This is a genomic window from Bradyrhizobium rifense (assembly GCF_008123425.1).
GTDB classification, from domain to species: Bacteria; Pseudomonadota; Alphaproteobacteria; order Rhizobiales; family Xanthobacteraceae; genus Bradyrhizobium; species Bradyrhizobium rifense.
Map to the genome: position 1 here is coordinate 1 of NZ_VSSS01000045.1, position 20610 is coordinate 20610.

Annotated in this window: 16 protein-coding genes and 1 pseudogene; 8 read left to right on the forward strand and 9 right to left on the reverse strand. The window is 62.0% G+C overall.

What is annotated here, in order from left to right; translation table 11 throughout:
- Positions 1 to 54: 54 nt before the first annotated feature.
- Both FXB40_RS28520 and FXB40_RS28525 read right to left on the reverse strand, forming a co-directional pair.
- The gene (locus FXB40_RS28520) at positions 55 to 1335 is read right to left on the reverse strand and encodes an ABC transporter substrate-binding protein (RefSeq protein ID WP_148775446.1); all 1281 of its coding nucleotides are present in this window, start codon (positions 1333 to 1335) and stop codon (positions 55 to 57) included.
- Entirely contained in the window at positions 1332 to 3230 is a 1899-nt protein-coding gene (locus tag FXB40_RS28525; protein WP_148775447.1) for an adenylate/guanylate cyclase domain-containing protein, read from the reverse strand. The genes FXB40_RS28520 and FXB40_RS28525 overlap by 4 nt, the downstream gene beginning before the upstream one ends.
- Positions 3231 to 3649: 419 nt before the next feature.
- On the opposite strand from FXB40_RS28525, the gene FXB40_RS28530 reads away from it, so the two are divergent.
- Both FXB40_RS28530 and FXB40_RS28535 read left to right on the forward strand, forming a co-directional pair.
- The gene (locus FXB40_RS28530) at positions 3650 to 4981 is read left to right on the forward strand and encodes an amidohydrolase (RefSeq protein WP_148775448.1); all 1332 of its coding nucleotides are present in this window, start codon (positions 3650 to 3652) and stop codon (positions 4979 to 4981) included.
- 79 nt (positions 4982 to 5060) lie between these two features.
- Entirely contained in the window at positions 5061 to 5279 is a 219-nt protein-coding gene (locus tag FXB40_RS28535; RefSeq protein WP_148775449.1) for a hypothetical protein, read from the forward strand.
- Positions 5280 to 5826: 547 nt separating this feature from the next.
- On the opposite strand, the gene FXB40_RS28540 is transcribed toward FXB40_RS28535, so the two are convergent.
- Entirely contained in the window at positions 5827 to 6429 is a 603-nt protein-coding gene (locus FXB40_RS28540; RefSeq protein ID WP_148775450.1) for a hypothetical protein, read from the reverse strand.
- An 830-nt stretch (positions 6430 to 7259) separates the two neighbouring features.
- Between FXB40_RS28540 and FXB40_RS28545 the strand changes: the two genes are divergently transcribed.
- Together FXB40_RS28545 and FXB40_RS28550 are read left to right on the forward strand one after the other, a co-directional pair.
- Positions 7260 to 8456 (forward strand): AraC family transcriptional regulator, encoded by a 1197-nt coding sequence (locus FXB40_RS28545; RefSeq protein WP_148775451.1) that lies wholly within the window; start codon positions 7260 to 7262, stop codon positions 8454 to 8456.
- A 42-nt stretch (positions 8457 to 8498) separates the two neighbouring features.
- Positions 8499 to 10457, forward strand: coding sequence for a serine hydrolase domain-containing protein (locus FXB40_RS28550; RefSeq protein WP_148775452.1), 1959 nt, complete (start codon positions 8499 to 8501; stop codon positions 10455 to 10457).
- A gap of 361 nt (positions 10458 to 10818) precedes the next feature.
- Here the strand turns inward: FXB40_RS28550 and FXB40_RS28555 are convergent, their stop codons facing one another.
- The 4 genes from FXB40_RS28555 to FXB40_RS28570 all read right to left on the reverse strand — a co-directional run bounded on the left by FXB40_RS28555 (position 10819) and on the right by FXB40_RS28570 (position 15055).
- Positions 10819 to 11730, reverse strand: a complete 912-nt coding sequence (locus FXB40_RS28555; RefSeq protein ID WP_148775453.1) for an MBL fold metallo-hydrolase — start codon at positions 11728 to 11730, stop codon at positions 10819 to 10821.
- 37 nt (positions 11731 to 11767) lie between these two features.
- A complete protein-coding gene (locus FXB40_RS28560) occupies positions 11768 to 12973 on the reverse strand; it encodes an NAD(P)/FAD-dependent oxidoreductase (protein ID WP_148775454.1) in 1206 nt (401 codons plus the stop codon).
- 43 nt (positions 12974 to 13016) lie between these two features.
- Positions 13017 to 14006, reverse strand: coding sequence for an alpha/beta fold hydrolase (locus FXB40_RS28565; protein ID WP_187437206.1), 990 nt, complete (start codon positions 14004 to 14006; stop codon positions 13017 to 13019).
- A gap of 98 nt (positions 14007 to 14104) precedes the next feature.
- Complete coding sequence (locus FXB40_RS28570) at positions 14105 to 15055, reverse strand: helix-turn-helix domain-containing protein (RefSeq protein ID WP_148775455.1); 951 nt, start codon at positions 15053 to 15055, stop codon at positions 14105 to 14107.
- A 504-nt stretch (positions 15056 to 15559) separates the two neighbouring features.
- Between FXB40_RS28570 and FXB40_RS28575 the strand changes: the two genes are divergently transcribed.
- Positions 15560 to 16489 carry a helix-turn-helix domain-containing protein gene (locus FXB40_RS28575; protein WP_148775456.1) on the forward strand — a complete coding sequence of 310 codons (930 nt, stop codon included), beginning with the start codon at positions 15560 to 15562 and terminating at the stop codon, positions 16487 to 16489.
- 8 nt (positions 16490 to 16497) lie between these two features.
- Here the strand turns inward: FXB40_RS28575 and arr are convergent, their stop codons facing one another.
- Together arr and FXB40_RS28585 are read right to left on the reverse strand one after the other, a co-directional pair.
- A complete protein-coding gene (gene arr, locus FXB40_RS28580; RefSeq protein ID WP_148775457.1) occupies positions 16498 to 16914 on the reverse strand; it encodes an NAD(+)--rifampin ADP-ribosyltransferase in 417 nt (138 codons plus the stop codon).
- A 99-nt stretch (positions 16915 to 17013) separates the two neighbouring features.
- The gene (locus FXB40_RS28585) at positions 17014 to 17757 is read right to left on the reverse strand and encodes an SDR family NAD(P)-dependent oxidoreductase (protein ID WP_148775486.1); all 744 of its coding nucleotides are present in this window, start codon (positions 17755 to 17757) and stop codon (positions 17014 to 17016) included.
- 143 nt (positions 17758 to 17900) lie between these two features.
- Between FXB40_RS28585 and FXB40_RS28590 the strand changes: the two genes are divergently transcribed.
- From FXB40_RS28590 to FXB40_RS50170, 3 genes and pseudogenes are all read left to right on the forward strand, one after another.
- Positions 17901 to 18671, forward strand: coding sequence for a methyltransferase domain-containing protein (locus FXB40_RS28590; protein WP_148775458.1), 771 nt, complete (start codon positions 17901 to 17903; stop codon positions 18669 to 18671).
- Positions 18672 to 18902: 231 nt separating this feature from the next.
- A complete protein-coding gene (locus tag FXB40_RS28595; protein WP_148775459.1) occupies positions 18903 to 19904 on the forward strand; it encodes a DctP family TRAP transporter solute-binding subunit in 1002 nt (333 codons plus the stop codon).
- 260 nt (positions 19905 to 20164) lie between these two features.
- Positions 20165 to 20512, forward strand: a pseudogene (locus FXB40_RS50170) (TRAP transporter small permease); the annotation flags it as partial.
- Positions 20513 to 20610 lie beyond the last annotated feature (98 nt).

Sequence of the window (20610 nt, forward strand, 5' to 3'; positions counted from 1 at the left end):
GGCGTTTTTACACGACCAAGATCCACAGCGAACATTCGGGCCGTACGAGCTCTTTCACCATTCCTTGAACGTCGGCTCGACGCACCCGCCGCACACCCAGGGAAATGTCCAGTCGGCGGTAAGTTTTGCGCTCTCGGGAATGTATCTGCTCCAGACCGAAGCCTTGATCGGGTTGATCGAACGCCAAACCACGTCGAATCTGCCATCCGGATTGAGCTTGCCGATCATCGCCGGCTTGGAAAGATGATGATTGGTATTCATCACCACCTCAAAACCGCTCGGCGCCTTGATCCTCTGTCCATACATGGCCTGACGGACCGCATTCGCGTCTGGTGTACCGGCCTGGGTGACAGCCTGCGCCCACATCCGGAAGCCGATGAAGGTCGCCTCCATCGGGTCGTTGGTGATGGTGTCGCGCTGTTCGGTAAAGTCGCCCCACATCTTGACGAACGCATCGTTCTCCGGCGTCGCGACCGACTGGAAGTAACTCCGCGCCGCCATGTGCCCGACAAGCCGGCTAACTTCCACGCCTCGCAACTCGCGCGCGCTGACGGAGAGTCCCATGACAGGAATGTTGCGGGCCTCGACCTGCTGGGTCGCCAATTCGCTGTACAGATGGCCGTTGGCATCTCCGCTGATCGTCGAAATCACGGCGGTCTTCTTTTCCTGGGAGCCGAAGACCTTGATCCTCTCGACGGTCTCGCGCCAGTCGGAATGGCCGAGCGGCGCATAGATCGTGATGATGTCCTCGGCATTCACGCCTGCGGCGGCGAGGTATGCGCCGAGGATCTGGTTGGTTATGCGCGGATAGACGTTCTCGGTTCCGAGCAGGACCCAGCGGCGAATATCGCCTCCCTCCTTGCTCATCAAATAGCGAACAGCCGGAATTGCCTGCTGGCTCGGCGTCGCGCCGGTGTAGAAGACATTGCGCGAGCTTTCCTCGCCTTCGTGCTGAACCGGATAGAAAAGCAGGCCGTTCAATCGCTCGAACACCGGAATGACGGCTTTTCGGGAAGCTGAGGTCCAGCAGCCAAAGACGACCGCGACCTTCTCGTTCGCGAGCAACTCGCGGGCCTTGTCAGTGAATGCGTCCCAGTCTGAAGCAGGGTCGGCGACGACCGGTTCCAGCTTCCTGCCGAGCAAGCCGCCCTTCTTGTTCTGGTCCGCGATCATCATCAGAACCGTGTCCTTCAGCACGGATTCGCTGACGGCCATGGTGCCGGACAGGGAGTGCAGAATGCCGACCTTGATGGTGTCGTCGGCGGCATGAGCGATCGAGGAAAGAAGAATGAGCGGTACGACGAAGAACCCACGCAAGGACCCAGCCCACTTCATGTCGATGCTCCGACGAGTTCGAAAATGCGGGTTTCCTTTGTCATTCCTTTGGCAACGACCGCATCGAAAGCCCTGAACTCGAATTGATCGTGAACGCGCAAGTAGACGTCCTCGCTTGCGAGGACGGACGTTCCGACCTGCTTGTTCAGGCCTTCCAGGCGCGCGGCAAGATTGACCGTGTTCCCGAGAGCGGTGTAGTTCATGCGCTCGGTCGATCCTACATTGCCGACCACGGCTTCCCCGACATGGATGCCGAACCGTGTGATGAAGGGCGTCAGACCTTCGGCCTCGAATTCGACGTTTAGCCGCTCGCCCGCCGCCTTGGCCGCAAGCGCCGCCCGGCACGCACGCGCGACATGGTCGGGTTGTCGATGGGGGGCGTTCCAGAACACCATGACAGCGTCGCCGATGAACTTGTCGACCGTGCCGCCCTCGGCGAGAAACGCCTCCGTCATCACGGAGAAATACCGCGACGTCTGCCGCATCAACATATCCGGATCGGCTGCCTCTGCGATCGTCGTAAAGCCCTGGACGTCGGTGAAGATCAGCGTGATCTCCTGTTTGATGCTACCGAGCGTGGTGGAGATGGAATTGTCGATGAGCCCGCGGACAATCTCCCTGGGAACGAAATGCGCGAACGACCATATCGCTCGCTGCGCCAGATTGACGGTGCTGCCCAGTTCGTGAATCTCGCGAATATACGATGTGACAGGCGCCAGGCTGGGTTCGGCCAGCGTCTGAAGCTGGTGCGCCTGCGCCGTGATGCGTTTCAGCGTGTGAGACATCGTGCTGCCGAACATCCAGACCAGCGGCACGAAGCCCGCACCGACGACGATCGCGAGGATCAACCCGGTGAACTGGAGTCGCCGGACATTCTGGACGAAGTCATCCTCGGCAGCCAGCAGCAGGATGCTGCCGCTGTATCTTTCGCCGAGGGTGAATTTCGTCAACCTGAACAGATAGCCTTGTCCGTTCTCATCGCGAACGAGGCCCTCATTGTGGTCGAGGTTATGCGACCGTCGAACAACAGAGGCCACCATTCCGGAATTGATCTCGTCGATGCTCGGCAATTGCGATTGCGACGGATGCGTCATCGCGCTTTCGACCAGCCCCGCAAACTCGGGATGCGCGATCAGCGAGCCCGCCTGGTCGAAGATCATAACCGTGCCATGCTGGCCCGGCCGTTGCGCCTGCACGAACGTGCTGAAGGTGTCGAGCTTGAGATCGGCGGCGATCACGCCCGGCACCTTGCCTCGCAACGGCGCGCTGACGGTGATCACCGGCGCGTCGATGCTGAACGACAGATAGGGCGCCGAAACATATGGCCGGTCCGACCGCAGCGTCTGCCAGTACCAGGAGCGTTTGCGGGCGTCATATCCGTACTTCCACAGGTCGATCTCGCCGACGTCGTTGCCCTGTCGGTCCTGAAAGATACGGCGCATCGGCAGATCGCCGCCCGGCCTCGGGCGGATCAGGCTGATCGCAACGTCGGCGCTCGCCGGCGCCCGCAGCCTGTCGCGCTGGTCTTCGCTGAGATCGCCGGTCCGCCTCACTTGCAGCCATGCACCGTTGTCGAAGGCGGCATAGATGCTGTCCATCTGCGGCATTTCCAGCAAGGCCGCCTTGAACAATGGGATGGCCGGGCCCGTCTCTGACCTTTCGTTGGAATCGGCCACGCTCGAACTGGTCGCCAACACATTGACCAGCGACGCGATGGCGTTCAGTTCGCCCTGCAGACGACCCAACGACTTGGTGCTGGCGGAGTCCATAAATGCCGACGCGGCCTCATGCGTCGCCGCGCGCAGCGAGCGGGCTTGTATCGCAATCAGCAGCGCTGCGAGTGCGACGACGAACGTCATCACCGCCAGCGTGATCGAGGTTCGGAATGTGAACATGCCAAGCCTCCCTGCCGTTTCGCTCGGGCTATAGTCTTTCCAGGCCGGCGGTTCCCTTTCCAAAACATCTGGATTGCGGGTCTCTATTGATTTGGATCAAGGGTGCCCTTTAGCTCACTCTCTCCGTCAAGCCATGGAATCCCCCAACGAGAAGCCGAGCTCAGATGAAGACGCCATGATCTGCAAAATGCGCAGTCGATTCCGTTGATGGCCGTGAGCCGATGCTGCAGGGCGAGCCGACACATCTGGATAGCTCGTGGAAATTGAAACTGTTAGATGACACCACCGAAAGGATCGACCGGCTCATGATCCGGCCCCGCCGGATCATGCCGTGTTCGCCGATCTCGAGCTCTTCAAGGCGACATCTGCGGCGCATCGCGATATTCTGGGCGAGAGAAAAACAAGGGGAGGTCGGACCCATGCAGTTTGCAAAGCCCTTGCTCGTCGCGTTCGCCCTGGTCGGCCTGCTCGCGCCACCGGCGCGGGCCGAGCTCGACGTTGCAGGCCTGAAGCAATTGATCGAGGCGTCCTTCGAGCGCGACTATCCAAAGCTCGATGCGCTCTACAAGGACATTCACGCTCATCCCGAGCTCGCCTTCCAGGAGGAGAAGACCGCCGCAAAACTCGCCGCCGAGATGCGCGCGGCCGGCTTCGAGGTGACGGAGAAGGTCGGCAGGACCGGGCTGGTTGCGCTCTACAGGAATGGCGACGGTCCGACCATCATGGTCCGCACCGAGCTTGACGCGCTGCCGATGGAGGAGAAGACCGGCCTTCCCTATGCAAGTCACGACAAGACCAATTGGCAGGGACGCGAAACCTTTGTCGCCCACAGCTGCGGCCACGACATCCACATGGCGAGCTGGATCGGGACGGCGAAGACGCTGGTCGAGATGAAGGACCGGTGGAAGGGCACGCTGATGTTCATTGCCCAGCCCGCCGAGGAAGTCGGCGCCGGTGCGATAGCCATGCTGAGCGACGGCCTGTTCATCCGCTTTCCCAAGCCGGATGCCGGCTTCGCCCTGCATGACGGGCCCTTTCCCTACGGCTATGTCAGGTACCGGGTCGGGGCCGGCTCTTCCAGTGCCGATGACCTCTTCATCAGGTTCAAGGGGCGCGGCGGCCATGGCGCGGTGCCACAGGTGACCATCGATCCCGTGATGATGGCGTCGCGTTTTGTGGTCGACGTGCAGAGCGTCATCAGCCGTGAAAAGGATCCGACTGAGGTCGGCATCATCTCCATCGGCTCGTTCCATGCCGGCACCGCCGGCAACATCATTCCCGACGAGGCGGTGTTGCGCGGCACGATCAGAACCTTCAAGCCGGAGGTGCGCGCCAAAATGTTCGATGGGATCGAACGGACCGCTAAGGCTGTCGCCGCCATGGCGAACGCACCGGCACCGGAAATCATCATCACCGAAGGCATCAAGGCGGTCGTCAACGATCCCGCTTTGGTCGCGACCGCCGAGAAGGCGCTGAAGCCGGCGTTTGGCGAGAAGGCGAGCCTGTCGCCGGCGAACACCACGAGCGAGGATTTCTCCGAATTCGGCGGGTCCGGCGTGCCGTTGATGATGTTCAATATCGGCGTGTATGACCGGGATGCGTGGGCGGCAGCCAACAAGAGCGGAACGCCGCTTCCCGGCAACCATTCCCCGCTGTTCGCCCCGGTGCCGAAGCCGACCATCCAGACCGGCGTTACCGCGATGACGCTCGCCGTGCTCAGCGCGTTCGACCAGAGGGCCAAGGGGCCGTAACGACACACCAACGCCTTTCAAGGCCGCTGCTATACCGCCTCAATAACAGATAGAATATCCGCGCCAACAGGACTGGATGATGCTTTCACGGATTGCACTGCTCGGATGTGCTCTGGCTGCGTTGTCGGTCGCTTCAGCTCAGGCACAAGATCGGGACTATGCCAGAACGATCGGCCCCGCCGACGGCATCTTCTGCAACTACGACTTTTCGCTCTCCGCGCAGCCAGGCGCCGCAACCGAACCCGACAAATGGTGGAAAACGCCTCATACGATGCGCGTAAAAAAAGATCGAGTGTAATGGACTCGATCTGGGCGCCGCGGACGAAGACGTCGACGTCAAATACCGGAAGGCCACGGTCAAGACCAATCTGCTCGGGGAATTGACGCTGATCGTTTCCGGAGGCGAACACTCACCCAAGCTCGATACCGGCCTGACGCGAAGCCAGATTCAGAGGATCAAGCGTCTGTCGTGGTTGAAAGTCCTGGTCGCGCGGGCTGCTTCCTGACCTGATATTACCTGTGAGATAGTCTGTCGCTGCGGCGAGAGCGCATCGTCTGACTGGATTGAAGGTGAGTGCAGAGCATTTGGAGCGCGCATTCATAAACCGTCGCCGATGTCCGGTTCGTCCCGATACCGACCGCCTTTGTGCAATCGCCGCAAATGTCGCGATGGGCCAGAACCAGACATCTATCGCAAGCGTGTTGCATCACGGCCTGCCAAGGGTGGTGAGCGCAAGGCCACGGGATCCGGTGCGATCGGCGGTGGGTCAATCCGTACCGATCAGGCTTGCAAGTTTGTTGATTTCGTCTTGGGTGAGCAGCGCTGTCATTTGCAATCTCGCAATTTATTGCGTGCAGTTATTGTATTTACAGATCGTCGCTTTGATCACTGAAAGAACCCGCTCCGCGTAAGGAAGGCCACCCCTCGCGCGGTAATCCGAAAACCATGCGCGGATATATATCTTTGGCGTCAGTCGAGCACGGTAGCCGCAGAACTGTACCGGGTTGGGCTTCCACTCTTTCTCGCACGTGGATATGCTGTACAGGCCATTTGGCGAATCCACCCGCACATATCCATCATCGTCAACGGGTGTGCCCGGCGTCCATGCTCCAGATCGCGGAGGCGGCCTGTCAAATCTGTTCAGCTCTCGATTTGTCGGGCTGACGTTGACGTTGAAGTATGTGTATAACCTTCTATCAATCTTATACACCACATTGCTCGAGTCATGACCTTTGGTTGCCCATACCGGCAAGGCCTCGCCGGTATCGTGAGCTAGGAACAGGACAAGTGTTGTCACGTGCCGCACCTCGTCAGGTACAATCCGCGGCGTCGGCCACTCATTCGGCAAGGCAAGCTGGATATACGCGCGCGGGATCACGAAGTCGGGCGGACGATCGGCGCTGTTCGCGGGATCGGCACGCTCGTACCAGACCTTCACCAGAGACATGTCCGTGCTCCAGTAGCTTCCCTTTCCTTGGTCAAACGGCGCTGGAGGGGTTTCACCACAGGACACGAGCAGTAGTCCCGCCACACCGCACAGACCTGATCTCGCGATCTGCCATGATCGGGGGGCAGCCACCAACAGAGTTGACCGTTTCTTCATTAGAAGAATTCCCATGACCGTGCATCATCAGTCCCGGCACTCGCGGCGGTCATGCGATGACGCAACCGCGTCATGACAAAAAGCCTTGTAACCTCCGGTTGAAACCACATTGCATCTTTAGCCGTTAACGAAGGCTATCGATCTTCGACCATGTGAATAGAGGCGCCGGAACCAGTGGCCGCTTTGGGTCAAAATGCGAAGAATTCAACCTGAGCAAATCTTGTCCGCCATGCCTCAATAAGCGGACCTCGTGGAGCGACGCCGCCACTTCGCCGAAGGGCCAAAACCGGAAGTGACCATTGCGGCGAAGTGAGCGTGGGGCTAGTTTTACACCTCAGGTTCTGAGCCAGGTCCGAGCTCTTCACTCCGACTATTCTGGTTTAGGATCGTCTGAAGGGTACCCCAGTGAAAATCGTCTGGTCATCATGCATAGCGGCGGACGGTGTGTCTGGCGGGTGTGGCGCTTGCCGACGGTTTGCAGACCGTCGGCAATTCGAACAGTCTCGGCTTTTCGGCGCGGCGGTCGGAACACATTACCTCTTGGTTTGAGGCGCAGCACCTCCAGTTCGTCGCCGCTTCGAAATCATCCGCCGAGTCGCATCGGCTACGTCAAGGGCGTCTGAGCGAACCTACGCGGCTTGGCGTCAACAATGGCATTCGGAGTATTTCCGGTCGTGGACACCGCCGGTTTGATGTCGATCGATCTGGGGTTACGGGGCGCCGTCGTCGCATTGTGCCTGCTGATCGCAGCCCTGGCGCTGCGCGATCGCCGTGACAGCACTGCCGCGTTGCTGGGAGCCGCGCTCGCGATCGGCGCCGCGGCTTCGATGATCTGCTCGACGCCGACATTCCCGCGGCCGTTTGCGTGGTGGGGCCTGTTGCTGTTGGCATTGTCCAGCGCGAACTGTGTCGTGTTCTGGCTATGGGCGCGTGCCGCCTTCGATGACGATTTCGTGCCGCGGCCCTGGCATGGCGTCTTGTGGGCGGCCGTCGCCGTCGCGCAATGGCTGGACGCCAGCGGCGTCACACGATCGGCCGCGCTCGAGCTTGCGATCGAACGCACGCTGTCGTTCACCTCTCTCGGCCTAACGTTGTTGGCGGTAGCGCAGGCGCTTGTCACCTGGCCGGCGGACCTGATGCAGGGCCGGCGTGGGCTCCGGCTGGTCGTATTGATAGGGGCGTCGGCCCAAATCGTTCTCAACTCTTACTTGAGCTTCTTGCAGCAGCCCTCGACTCCCACTTTTTCCTTGGCTAGCGTCGCCAACGCCTTCGCTCTGTTCGTGTTGGTCGGCTTGAGCGCATGGAATCTGCTAGAAGCGGGGACGCGAGGAGGTTCAATCCTGCTGCCCGCGACAAATGTCCGCTTCGGCGCGCCAGCCAAGGCGTCTGACGATCAGAGCAAGCCTGCCACGATTGAACCGGCTCTCTTGCGCCGGTTGGAACAGCTGATGACCGTCGAGCGTATCTACCGGCGTGAGCGATTGACGATTGGATTGCTATCAGCCGAGTTGGGCGTGCCGGACTACCGGTTGCGGCAGCTCATCAATGAGGGCCTCGGCTACCGCAATTTCAATGCGTTTCTCAATCATTACCGGATCGGGGAAGCTAAGGCGGCGCTGGTCGACCCCGAACAAGTAGAAGTCCCGGTGCTGACAATTGCCATGGACACAGGTTTCCAGTCGATCGGGCCGTTCAACCGCGCCTTCAAGGCCGCGACAAATTTAACCCCAACTGAATTTCGCCGCCTCGCCATGGCGGGAAATGCGGCCCCGGTAAAGCGATCGATTGAAGATCGGCCAGTCGAGTTGAGGAATCGGCCAGCCGGTTTGCAGGAATCGGCGAGAAGCAATCGAAAACATTCGACAGACTGATGGCGATCCTTCCTCGCAGTAGCTGCGCCAACGGGGTTCCCCATGCGAAATCAGCGGTTTGTCGTTCTATTGGCCGCGCTGGCGGCGCTTACACTCTGTCCGGCAGGGGCGGCGCTTGCCGACGATTTGCAGACCGTCGGTGACCCGGACAGTCTCGGTTTTTCGGCGCGGCGGCTGGCGCGCATGACCTCCTGGTTCGAAGCGCAGAGCGAAAAAGGCGATCCTTCCGGTTTTGTCGTGGGGATCGCTCGGGGCGGCAAGCTCGCCTATTTGCAAGCCACCGGCTTCGAGGACCACGACAAGAAAATGCCGATGCGGCCGGATTCGATCTTTCGCATCGGATCGATGTCCAAGCAAATCACCAGCGTCGCCACCATGATACTGGTCGATGAAGGCAAGCTCGACCTTGATGCTCCCGTGGCCCAGTATCTGCCGGAGCTCAGGGATATGCAGGTCGTCAAAAAGGATCCGGTCACCGGGGATCCGATCCTCTCGGATGTTGCGCGGAATATTTTTGAACCGGCGAAGCGTGCGATGACGATCCGGGACCTGCTGCGCAATACGTCCGGCCTCGTTTATGCTTCGCCGGACTACGCCGATCCCGGATTTGAGAATGCCGCGATTCACGTACTGTACGGCGCCAGGGCGCCGTTCCGGCGCGACAAGCCTATCGCGGACTTCGTCGCGAGCCTCGGCGCCCTGCCGCTTCTGCACCAGCCGGGCGAAGTCTGGGAATATGCCATCGGCTACGACGTGCTCGGCCGCGTCATTGAAGTCGTGTCGGGACAGCCCTTCGATCAGTTTCTGCAAAGCCGCCTCTTCGCGCCGCTGCATATGGTCGATAGCGGCTTCTCGGTACCGCAGGACAAGCTTGCCCGTCTCGTCGCCGTGCCGGGGCCGCAGCCCCAACCCCCTTTCGCGAATAGCGACGTCAGCAAGCCGCAGACGTTCTTCTCGGGCGGCGGAGGCATCGTCTCCACGGTTCCTGATTTTCTGCGCTTCTGCCAGATGCTGCTCAACGGCGGCGAGCTTGACGGCGTGCGTATCTTGAAGCCCGAAACGGTCAGGCTGATGACGACGAATTCGCTGCCACCCAAAATGTACATTGCGGGGCATGAAGTCGGTCCGGCCTTCGGTACGGGCTGGGGGCTCGGTTTCGCAGTCCGCACCAGCCCCGATTTCAGCTACATTCCGGGCGCAGTCGGAAGCTTCAACTGGCAGGGAAGCTGGGGCACGTTCTTCTCGATCGATCCGGCACAGAAGCTGGTCCTGATCATGATGATGCAGCGGAGCGAGCACAGTGAGAACGGCTTCTATTTCGACGCCATCCGTCGCCTACCCTATGCGGCGCTGAATGTGCCTGAAGCGCCGGCGCCGGTTGCCTCCGGGCAAGGAAATGCCGGCGCGCTCGCCGAATATGTCGGACGCTACGTTTTCGGCGGGTCTGCAAGTTCGCTGGACAGGCAGACCTCGGTCGCCGACGGCAATGGTTGGACCGGTCTTGAGTCCGTTATCGCGGGCACCGATGGCCTCAGGGTGATCAAATTGGCCGAGACCGGCCCTGCCGCGAAAGCAGGCGTCATGGCGGGAGATCTCATCACAGCGATCAACGACAAGTCGATCAAGGGCCTGACCTTGGAGGCGGCCTTTCGTCGGATTTCAGGTCCGGTCAACGCCACCATCAAGCTCAAGATCATCCGCGAGCGGCAGAACGATCCGATCGTGATAGCCTTTGCCCGGGAGGCGGTCCCCTCGCACAGTGTCGCGCTTCAAGTCCGTGTCACGGACGGCAAGCTTGTCGTTGAAGCCACGGGCGGCTGGTCGATCCTCGATTTCGACAAGGGTGAGCCGATGCCCGTGGCGTTCCTTTCGAAGGATGAATTCCATGTCGAGAGCGGCGATCATACGCGGATCACCTTCATTCGCGACGCCGCCGGCAAGGTCAACGGCGCGGTTCTCAATCCGGGACCATGGGAGCAACGCGGCGCGCTCGCCCAATAGGACACACTGACAGCTGATGAATTGGAGGAAGCTTGCGCGGCCCAAACATTAAGGTGTCCGACGATCGCCCAATGTGGGGCGGTGCGCCGCACTAGATGACGCCTTCGCGGTTTACCTGGGAATTGCTCAAGACCGTGAGGCCACAAAACATTGGTGTCTTCGTTACCTCTGCCGGTGGCAGCCTGACATTGACCACGCTGCTGCGGGCCAAAATGGAAAACGTGCCGTCAGCGCCGAACCCGGGCCGAGCCAGGAGCGTTGCGGCTGGCCCGGCTCCCGTGAATCGAACTGCTAAATTGAGGGAGCGCGCGCTCACGTCTCCCATGAGCACGCGCCCCAGCTCGGTCTCGTTCAATAGCCGTCAATAGTCCCAGAACACCGGCACCCAGCGGAAGGCATCGCCGGCGACCGCGACATGGCCGACGGACGGGAACGGCATATGCGTGGCCACCAACAGCTCGCCGGTCTTCGCAAGCTCGCGCAACAGACGGATACGAACGCGCGCCGCCTCTTCGGGATCATGCTCGAAGCCGTTGTGCCACTCGGGCTGTTCAAACCCGACCGCAAACACGGCGTCTCCAGCGAATGTCAGCGCATCGCCGCCGGACGCCACGCGAACCACGCTGTGTCCGGGGGTGTGACCGCCGGTGCGACGGACGATGACACCAGGCGCAACCTCGTGCTCGTCGTCGAACGGCCGGATCTGACTACTGTACTCCTTCGCGAACCGCTTGGCGGCGGCGCGAAGCGCATCCGGGAATCCCTGCGGCATGTTGGTGTGGGTGAAATCGGGCGCCTCCCAGAACTTGAGCTCGGCAGCCGCCACGTGGATGCGCAGGTCCTTGCGCAGCCTCTCCTTCACGCCGTCGACGAGCAGCCCGCCGACGTGGTCCATGTGCATGTGGGTCAGCACCAAATCGGTCACGGACGCAAGATCGATCCCGGCGGCCTCCAGTCGCTTGATCAACTGCCCGGCCCGCGGCAAGTGCAATTCCGGGTCGGACCCCAGTCCGGCGTCGATGAGGATGGTCTTGTCGCCGCTTCGCACCACCACCGCATTCAGCGCCCAGTCGAACGCGTCCGGCGGCAGGAACATGTTGTTCAGCCAGGCTGCCCGATCGGCCGGGGCGGCGTTGTGCGCCAGCATGGTGGTCGGGAGCGGCAGCACGCCGTCGCTGACCACCAGCACGTCAATCTCGCCGATACGCACCGCGTAGCGCGACGGGACAAGCTCTTCGGGTTTCGATGTCATGGAAGCGCTTTGCAAGTTCATGTTGGTCTCCTGTTGAAGGTCGCGGGTGGTAAGGTGCTTAGAGAGCAGTGACGCGTTCGGGATCGGCCGAGGCGAGGGCTGCCGCGCGCTCGGCTTTGGGCGGATAGATCCAGACCGTGTTGATTTCCTGCTTGGTCTTCTTGGCGACGTCGCCGACCATCTCGACCGTGCGCTCCCAGCCGCGGGTGAACACCGCGCCGGCTTCGCCGAGGTCGAGGCAGGTGACGTAGGCCTTCTGGTGATAAGGCCTGGTCGAAACGCCCAGCAGCTCGGCGGCGGCATTATTGCCGGCGAAGGCGCCCATCCGCGTCGCATGCTGACACGACATCAGTGCGTAGTTGCCGTTGTCGTCACACGCGGCCCGTGCCGCATCGCCGGTGGCGAAGACGCCATCGACCTTCGGCACGCGAAGATCTCGGTCGACCAGCAGCCGGCCGAATTGGTCGCGCTCGGCGGGGATCTGCGCTGTCAGCGGAGCAGCGCGGATGCCGGCGGCCCAGATCACGGTTTCGCATGCGATATGCTCGCCGCTGGAGAGCGTGACGCCGGACTTGTCGAGCGAGGCGACGCCGACACCGAGCCTGGTCTCGACGCCGAGCTTGCGCAGCGCCTCCTGGATAATGGGGCGGGGGCCTGCGCCCATGTCGGGGGCGATCGCCTCGTTGCGGTCGACAATGATCACGCGCAAGGGGGCGTCTTTGCCGAGAATCGCGCGCAGGCGCGATGGCACCTCGGTTGCGGCCTCGATCCCGGTGAATCCGCCGCCTGCGACGACGACGGTATTGCGGGCCTTCGAGGCCGGGCGGCCCGAGAGTTGGTGCAGGTGGCGATCGAGCGCGATGGCGTCATCGAGCTGGTCGACGCTAAAGCCGTGCTCGGCAAGGCCCGGAACGTTCAGGCGAAACAAGCGGCTGCCAGTGGCGACGACCAGCCGGTCATAGGACAGCTTCTTCCTGGTGCCTTGGGTAGCAGCGATCTCGACGACTTTCGACTTGGCATCGATCGCCTCGGCGCTGCCCTGGACATAATCAACGTCGATCGCTTTCAGCACGTGTTGTAACGGTGCCGTCAGGGTTTCGGGCTTCGGTTCGTAGAGCCGCGGGCGAACCACCAGCGTCGGCTCGGGCGCAACGAGCGCGATCTCGAGCTTTTCGGGCGAGACACCCTGGATGTCGCGCAGGCGGGCCGCGGACAGGGCGGCATACATGCCGGCGAAGCCGGCGCCAATGATGACGATACGCATGTCGATTGTTCCTTGGTTGAACTGATTGCGATGAAAGTGCGGGTTAAGCCGTCACGAACTTGAGCAGGTCGGCGTTGACGATGTCGGGATGGGTCGTGCAGACGCCGTGCGGCAGCAGGTCGTAGATCTTCAGGGTGCCGTGCTTCAGAAGGCGGGCCGACAGCGGTGCCGAGTCGGTAACGGGGACGATCTGGTCGTCGCTGCCGTGCAGGACCAGCGTCGGCACGGTGACGGCTTTCAGATCTTCGGTGAAGTCGGTCTCGGAGAAGGCCTTGATGCCGTCGTAATGGGCCTTGCTGCTGCCCATCATGCCTTGACGCCACCAGTTCCAGATCGCGGCCTGCGACGGCTCGGCGCCCGGACGATTGTAGCCATAGAAAGGTCCGCTCGCGAATTCGAGATAGAACTGCGACCTGTTGGCGGCGAGCTGCCGGCGCAAGCCATCGAAGACTTCAAGCGGCAATCCGCCGGGATTGGACTCGGTCTTCAGCATCAAAGGCGGCACGGCGCCGATCAGCACCAGCTTGGCCACGCGATCCCGGCCGTGACGCGCGACGTAGCGCGTTGCCTCGCCGCCGCCTGTGGAGTGGCCGACGTGAATGGCGTTGCGAAGATCGAGATGCTCGGCGAGGGCTGCGACGTCGGCCGCATAATGATCCATGTCATGCCCGTCGCTGACCTGGCTCGAGCGGCCATGGCCGCGGCGATCATGCGCGATCACGCGAAAGCCCTTGCCGAGGAAGAAGAGCATCTGGGCATCCCAGTCGTCGGCGCTGAGCGGCCAGCCGTGATGGAAGACGATGGGTTGTGCGGACTTCGGCCCCCAGTCCTTGTAGAAGATATTCACGCCGTCGCTGGTGGTGACGGAGGTCGTAACCTCATTCTTCCCGGTCGAGAGAGCCGCGATCTTGATGTCGCCGCCTGCTGCCGAGGTGGAGCGGACAGTCACCGAAGCCGCGTACATGAGCGTTGTTGCGAGAATTTTTCGCCGCGAGGTGGTCGCGAGCCGGCTGACAGAATTGATCAAGGGCATTTGTCGTTTCCGTTTCAGTGGTTGGGGCACCATGATTCCTAGCGAACGGCATGTGCCGATGCCCCAGCGCGATTGACGCGATTGCAGCGCGATTGCTGCTAACGCGCGCGCCGCCGCCAATCGCTCGGCGATTCCCCGGTCAACTTTCGAAACGCGGCGGCAAAGGCGGTCTGCGAGGAGTAGCCGAGCGTGGCCGCGACCGAGACGACGGACGCGTCGGTATCGCGCAGCATGTTCATGGCCTGCTCGAGCCGGTGCTGGCGCAGCCAGGCATGAGGGGAAAGCCCCGTGCTGTCCTTGAATGCGCGGCAGAAGTGAAAGCGCGACAGGCCGGCCTCGGCAGCAAGAGCCGCGAGCGAGACGTCGTCATCGCTGTCCGAACGCAGGCGTTCGATCGCGCGAAGCAGCGTCTTCGGCGCCAAGCCACCCCTGGCCGGCGCGACCATGTTCGACGAGCCGCTGTGCGCGGCGAGAAGGCGCGTCGCCAGCAAATCCATGAGTTGCTGCCTGAACAGCGTGTCCAGCGCCTCGTTGCCTTCCAGGACATCCGCCGCACTCAGAAGCAGGCGGGACGTCACGGGATCTGGATGCGCGGTTCGCTCCAGAAGATCGGCCAGCGATCCGGCTTCGGCCTCGTCCGCAACACGCTTCAGCGTTGTCTGTGGAAGATAGAGCTGAACGACGTCGACGGGTCTTGGAATGTCCCACCGCGAGCTCGATCCTTCCGGAATGATGATCACGACGCCGGGACGAAACGTCCCGATCGCGACAGATCGTCCGGACCGCCGCTCCATGCGCTGGACCGAGCCGTTGTAAGCCATGACGACGTGGTGGCTCATCGGCTCGATGACGTCGTGCAGCGGATCGTGCTTCCAGTGCGCGATCCCGGCGCCGGACGCGTCCAACGCCATGCGAAACGGTACCGTCCCGAGCACGCGGGCCATCTCGACATCGGCAGCGGGCCGGTCGCCGGCCGGCGCGGCGTCGCGCCGCGCCTGAGACACGGCGGGGGTTTCACTCGAAGACTCGCGCAAGCTGGCCTTGCTCATGGACTTTCACTCGTGTGGGGGCGCGTCGCTGGATGCGCGACGTCGTGATCATGGTGTCGGCCGCCGCATTGCGGGGCCGAACGGTATGTCTGGTGATCCTTGATCAACGGATGGACCGGGGGTCGAAGGCGATGCGTCGCGAGCTCCGGCACCGTTGATTTCTCGGGTTCTAGGCGGCGCGAAACTCCGCGTCTTTCCTGATGCTGCCCTGCGTTGCCTGATCCTGCTCCGCGGACGCCTCAGGCGCGCGGCTTGCGTGCGTTTGTGAAAAGTCGTGATCTCCGCGGTTCCGTCGACGACACCCTCAAGGCGGCCGGGCACGAACCGGATCGTCCTGAAATGATTGGCAAATTTTGATGTCGGTCGCGCTTGTGCGAGCGGGCAGGGCGTGTCGGGGTGCGACGTCGTCGGTCGTGGACAGCAATGGGGGGATAGCCGATATAGCGTGCTGGAGATGGCAGGGCGCTGTGGCCTGCGCGCGAACCTTCACAGAAGAGACATCCGATGACCACGACAGGCGCTTACGGCGAACGGTTCGGAGAATTCCTCCGCCTGGAGGGGGCGCCGCCCACGTTGATGACCCGCTCGCTGCGCAGTACCGAGATCGCGGTCACCGAAACACGCAACGACAATCCTGTGCCGGGTCTTTCCGGATCGTTCGCTGCGGAAGATGCCTATCTCGTCAGCCTGAAGCTGCGCGACTATCCGGACTGCGAGCTCTGGGAGCAGGGCCGCCACATCAAGAAGGCGGATGTTCACGCCGGTACGACTTACATCTACGATCTCAAGGCCGACCCGCGCTATGTGATCGACAAGCCGCTTCACTCTCTGCATTTCTACGTGCCGCGTTCGGCCCTCGACGGTCTCGCCGATCAATCGGGGGCGCGACGCATCGATGCGCTGGATTGCGGGCTTGTCGGGCACGATGATGCCATCGTCCGCCATATCGGCGCCTCCTTGCGCGAGGGGCTGCGTCGGCCGGCCGAGGCCAACCAGCTCTTCATCGATCACATGATGCTGGGGCTCACCGCCCACGTCGCGCAGGCCTATGGAGGCTTCCGGCACAAGGCCGAGATCAGCCGCGGTGCGCTTGCGCCATGGCAGCTGGCGCGCGCCCGCGACAAGCTCGAGTCGGACCTCGGCGGCAAGCTGCCATTACAGGCCATCGCGGCCGAACTCGGCCTGTCGGTCAGCCATTTCTCGCGCGCGTTTCGCGCTTCGACCGGCCTGCCGCCCTATCGCTGGCTTCTGCATCATCGCGTGAGAACCGCCAAGCGCTTGATGAGTGCGCGGGGCCTGTCGCTGTCCGAGGTTGCGATTTCGTCCGGCTTTGCCAACCAGAGCCACTTCACGCGGGTCTTCTCCGAGCTCGCCGGCATCAGCCCAGGTGCATGGCGACGCGATGCGCTGGGAACAGCAGGCCGCCAGCGGTGAGATTCGACCTAGTCGATGATGTTGTTGCCACCTTCCGCCTTCAGGCGAGCAATATTGTCCTTCATCTGCTGTAACTGTTCGGACGCGTGGCCTTGCCACTGTGTCACCTCAGCAATCACGCGCAGCGGATCGCGGGAGCGATAGGACAGCGTCGGATTGCCGGGAAACTTCTTATCCGTCACGTTCGGATCGTCCATGATCGGCCCGGTCGGCTCCACGACGTAAATGCGCCCTGGCGCGGTGCCTGCGGCGAGCTCCGCGCCCCAGATCGCCGCATCCAGCGTGGCCGCGAAATAGACCCAGGACAGCGGCTTGACGTCGGTGAAGTTGGATTGGTAGCCGACGACAATCAGATCGCCGGGTTTCAGATCGGCACGCGTGCCGTGGAAGAACGATTGCGCGAACATGGTTGCAGCAGATGACATCAGACGATCCTGCGAATGCGGAGGCAGCCCCTCACCCCAACCCTCTCCCCGTAAGAACGGGGCGAGGGAGCGCACCGGGCGCGTAGCTTGAGCGAAGATCTAGAACTGATACCTTCGCAACCCGCCATCCACCGGGATCACCGTGCCCGTGATGTAGCGCGCCACCGGTGAGGCCAGAAACACCGCGAGCGCTGCGAGGTCTTCCGGCTCACCCCAATAGCCGACCGGAATTTCTTCCTCGGCAAAACGCTCGCGATAATCCGGCGGATAGTTGCGGCGGATCTGTTCGCTCATGATTCGGCCGGGCGGGATGCAGTTGATGGTGATGCCGTGCTCGCCGATCTCGCGTGACAGGCCCTTGGCCCAGGCGTGCACGGCGGCCTTTGCCGCGAAGGCGGCGTTGAGGCCTTCCGGCTCGGACTTGCCGGTGATGTTGACGATGCGACCCCATTTGCGCTCGATCATCTGCGGCAGCAGCGCATGCGCGATGCGGCGATAGCTGGTGAAATTCAGCGCGATCGCTTCATCCCATTTGCTGTCGGGCGCATCGACGGGGAGGGGACGGCTGCCGCCGGCATTGTTGATGAGGATGTCGACATGGCCGAGCTCGTTCAGCGCAAACGCCGCGATCTTCTCGGCTGCGTCCCTGGCCATCACGTCCTGTTCGAATGGCGTGACCAGCCCGCCGCCGACCTCCTTCACAAGTTCTGCAAGCAGGTCGGTGCGCCGTGCTACGCCGACGACGCGCACGCCTTCGGCCGCAAGGCCCTTGGCGATGGCGCGGCCGATGCCGATGCTTGCTCCGGTGACGACAGCGGTTTTCGATTTCAGCCCGAGGTCCATGGTCACACGCTCTCTTGATTGTTTCTTTGGTTTTTCGTGTTCGTTTCCTGCCTGTCCCGGGTGCGGCGATTTGCCCGACGGGGACGAGCAGTGGTAACCAAGGGCGACCGCGAAGGAAATACGAAAAAGAAAAGGCTTCAACGATGGTATGGGATCCGCAGCAATATCTGAAATTCTCCGGCCACCGGCTCCGGCCCGCGGTGGACCTGTTGATGCGGATTCCCGATATCGGCCCGCGCACGGTCGCGGACCTTGGCGCCGGCGCCGGCAATGTCACGAAGCTGATCAAGGAACGCTGGCCGTCTGCTGCGGTGACCGGCGTCGAGGGCTCGGCCGAGATGGTTGCCGCCGGGCGCAAAGCCGCGCCTGACGTGGAATGGTCACATGAAGACCTCGGCCATTGGCGTCCGGCCAAGCAATATGACGTGGTCTATTCCAATGCCGCACTGCACTGGCTGCCCAATCATGCGGCACTCTTCCCCTCGGTGATGGAGAAGGTCGCGCCCGGCGGCATGCTCGCGGTACAGATGCCGCGCAACTTTCTGGCGCCGTCGCACGTGCTGATCGGCGAGACCGCGCTGAACGGGCCCTGGCGGTCCAAGGTCGAGCATCTCGTGACGCCGCCGCCGGTCGAGGGTCCGGCCTTCTATCACGACGTGCTCGCGCCGCTGTCGCAAAACATCGACATCTGGGAGACCGAATATCTCCAGGTGCTCGAAGGCGACAATCCCGTGAAGGAATGGACCAAGGGCACCTGGCTGACGCGCTATCTCGACGTGCTCGAGGGCGACGAGAAGGCCGCGTTTGAGGAGGCCTATGGGATGCGGGTCGCGAAGGCCTATCCGAAGAACGCCGCGGGGCAGACGCTGTTTCCGTTCCGGCGGCTGTTCATGGTCGCCCAGCGCAAGGGTTAATGCTCCTTCGGCGATGCGACATAAGCGCTCGCTCCCCAGGGTGGGCGCGGGCGCCGGGTTGCGCATGCGACCGCCATCAAGATAGCTTGCCTCAAGGTAACTTCCCTGCGGCATAGCTTCGCTGCGGCAAATTGGGCTTAGGTCTAGTTGTTCGGGGTACGGATTGCTGCCACTACTGAGACCGTAAAACAAAAAAGCACCCGGTTTCCGAGGTTGTTGGGGAGGTTCTTCATGCGCAAACTGCTCTTTGCGGTCGCTGCAGCCGCGTTCGCTTTGGCCCCTGCGGTTGCCCAAGCCCAGAGCCCGATCGTCATCAAGTTCAGCCACGTCGTCGCCAACGACACGCCGAAGGGCAAGGGCGCGCTGAAGTTCAAGGAGCTTGCCGAGAAGTACACCGACGGCAAGGTCAAGATCGAAGTCTATCCGAACTCCTCGCTCTACAAGGACAAGGAGGAGATCGAGGCGCTGCAACTCGGCTCGGTGCAGATGCTCGCGCCTTCGACCGCGAAATTCGCGCCGCTCGGCATCAAGGAATTCGAGGCGCTCGACCTGCCCTGGCTGTTCAAGGACGACGCGACCTATTCCAGCGCGATGAAGGGCACGGTCGGCAAATGGCTGTTCCAGAAGCTGGAAGCCAAGGGCATCAGCGGTCTCGCCTATTGGGACAACGGCTTCCACATGGTGTCGTCGAGCCGTCCGCTGACGAAGCCGGAGGATTTCAAGGGCCTGAAATTCCGCATCTCCGGATCGAAGATCGCCGACCAGTATTTCCGCATCCTCGGCGCGATCCCGCAAATCATGGCGTTCTCGGAAGTCTATCAGGCGCTGCAGACCGGCGTCGTCGACGGCTGCGAGAACACGGCATCCAACTATCTGACGCAGAAGTTCTACGAGGTGCAGAAGGACATCACCGTGTCCTATCACGCGCATCTGCAATACGCCGTCATCGTGAATTCAAAGTTCTGGTCCGGCCTGCCGCCTGATATCCGCACCCAGCTCGAGAAGGCGATGGCGGACGCGACCGAATACACCAACCAGATCGCGCACCAGGAAAACGAGGACGCGCTGGCCGAGATCAAGAAGGCGGGCAAGACCCAGCTGCATTATCTGACTGACGCCGATCGCAAGGCATGGCAGGAAGCGATGCGGCCGACTTATGCGTGGGCCAAGGGCCGGGTCGGGCAGGAAGTGCTCGATCTCGTCGCCAAGGAACTCGACGTCAAGATGAACTGACGCGGTTTCCGGGAGAATAATACCAACGGTCGGGAGTGTGCGCACTCCCGACCGTTTCGTATCGACAGGGGGGCTTTGATTTGCTTCGCGTGCTGAACCAGGGGCTCAACCATCTTGAAGAATGGTTGATCGCGACGCTCATTGCGGCTGCAACCGGGCTGATCTTCATCGCCGTCGTGCACCGTTACGGCGCGGGCGAATCGATCGTGTTCTCGCGATGGGCCGCCGCGCACGGCATGACCTGGCTGGCGTCGCTATCGATGTCGGTGTTCACCTTCCTGTCCGAGCTGGATCTGTCCTGGGCGCAGGAACTCTGCATCTACATGTTCATCTGGATGGCGAAGTTCGGCGCGGCCTACGGCGTGCGCACCGGCATCCATGTCGGCGTCGATCTGCTGGTCAATCGCCTGCCCGAACATTCGCGCAAGCATGTCATCCTGTTCTCGCTGCTCTGCGGCGCGTTGTTCACGGGCATGATCGCCGCCTTCGGCGCCTCCTTTGTTTCGGAGATGTTCAAGACCGGCCAGCAGTCCAACGATCTCGAAGCGCCGATGTGGTTCATCTACCTGGCGATCCCGCTCGGCTCGGGCCTGATGTGCTTCCGCTTCCTCCAGGTCTGCTGGTCCTACTACTGGACCGGCGATCTGCCGCATCATGACGAGACCCACGTCGAGGGCGTCGAGGCCGACGTCTCGCCGGCTCTGCA

What these genes read in the sequence shown, in the direction of transcription:
- FXB40_RS28585 (WP_148775486.1), bottom strand. Translation starts at nt 17,757, where the DNA reads ATGGACCTCGGGCTGAAATCGAAAACCGCTGTCGTCACCGGAGCAAGC.
- FXB40_RS28570 (WP_148775455.1), bottom strand. Translation starts at nt 15,055, where the DNA reads ATGAGCAAGGCCAGCTTGCGCGAGTCTTCGAGTGAAACCCCCGCCGTG.
- FXB40_RS28595 (WP_148775459.1), top strand. Translation starts at nt 18,903, where the DNA reads ATGCGCAAACTGCTCTTTGCGGTCGCTGCAGCCGCGTTCGCTTTGGCC.
- FXB40_RS28555 (WP_148775453.1), bottom strand. Translation starts at nt 11,730, where the DNA reads ATGAACTTGCAAAGCGCTTCCATGACATCGAAACCCGAAGAGCTTGTC.
- FXB40_RS28590 (WP_148775458.1), top strand. Translation starts at nt 17,901, where the DNA reads ATGGTATGGGATCCGCAGCAATATCTGAAATTCTCCGGCCACCGGCTC.
- FXB40_RS28535 (WP_148775449.1), top strand. Translation starts at nt 5,061, where the DNA reads ATGCTTTCACGGATTGCACTGCTCGGATGTGCTCTGGCTGCGTTGTCG.
- FXB40_RS28550 (WP_148775452.1), top strand. Translation starts at nt 8,499, where the DNA reads ATGCGAAATCAGCGGTTTGTCGTTCTATTGGCCGCGCTGGCGGCGCTT.
- FXB40_RS28520 (WP_148775446.1), bottom strand. Translation starts at nt 1,335, where the DNA reads ATGAAGTGGGCTGGGTCCTTGCGTGGGTTCTTCGTCGTACCGCTCATT.
- FXB40_RS28575 (WP_148775456.1), top strand. Translation starts at nt 15,560, where the DNA reads ATGACCACGACAGGCGCTTACGGCGAACGGTTCGGAGAATTCCTCCGC.
- FXB40_RS28565 (WP_187437206.1), bottom strand. Translation starts at nt 14,006, where the DNA reads ATGCCCTTGATCAATTCTGTCAGCCGGCTCGCGACCACCTCGCGGCGA.
- arr (WP_148775457.1), bottom strand. Translation starts at nt 16,914, where the DNA reads ATGTCATCTGCTGCAACCATGTTCGCGCAATCGTTCTTCCACGGCACG.
- FXB40_RS28560 (WP_148775454.1), bottom strand. Translation starts at nt 12,973, where the DNA reads ATGCGTATCGTCATCATTGGCGCCGGCTTCGCCGGCATGTATGCCGCC.
- FXB40_RS28525 (WP_148775447.1), bottom strand. Translation starts at nt 3,230, where the DNA reads ATGTTCACATTCCGAACCTCGATCACGCTGGCGGTGATGACGTTCGTC.
- FXB40_RS28530 (WP_148775448.1), top strand. Translation starts at nt 3,650, where the DNA reads ATGCAGTTTGCAAAGCCCTTGCTCGTCGCGTTCGCCCTGGTCGGCCTG.
- FXB40_RS28540 (WP_148775450.1), bottom strand. Translation starts at nt 6,429, where the DNA reads ATGTCTCTGGTGAAGGTCTGGTACGAGCGTGCCGATCCCGCGAACAGC.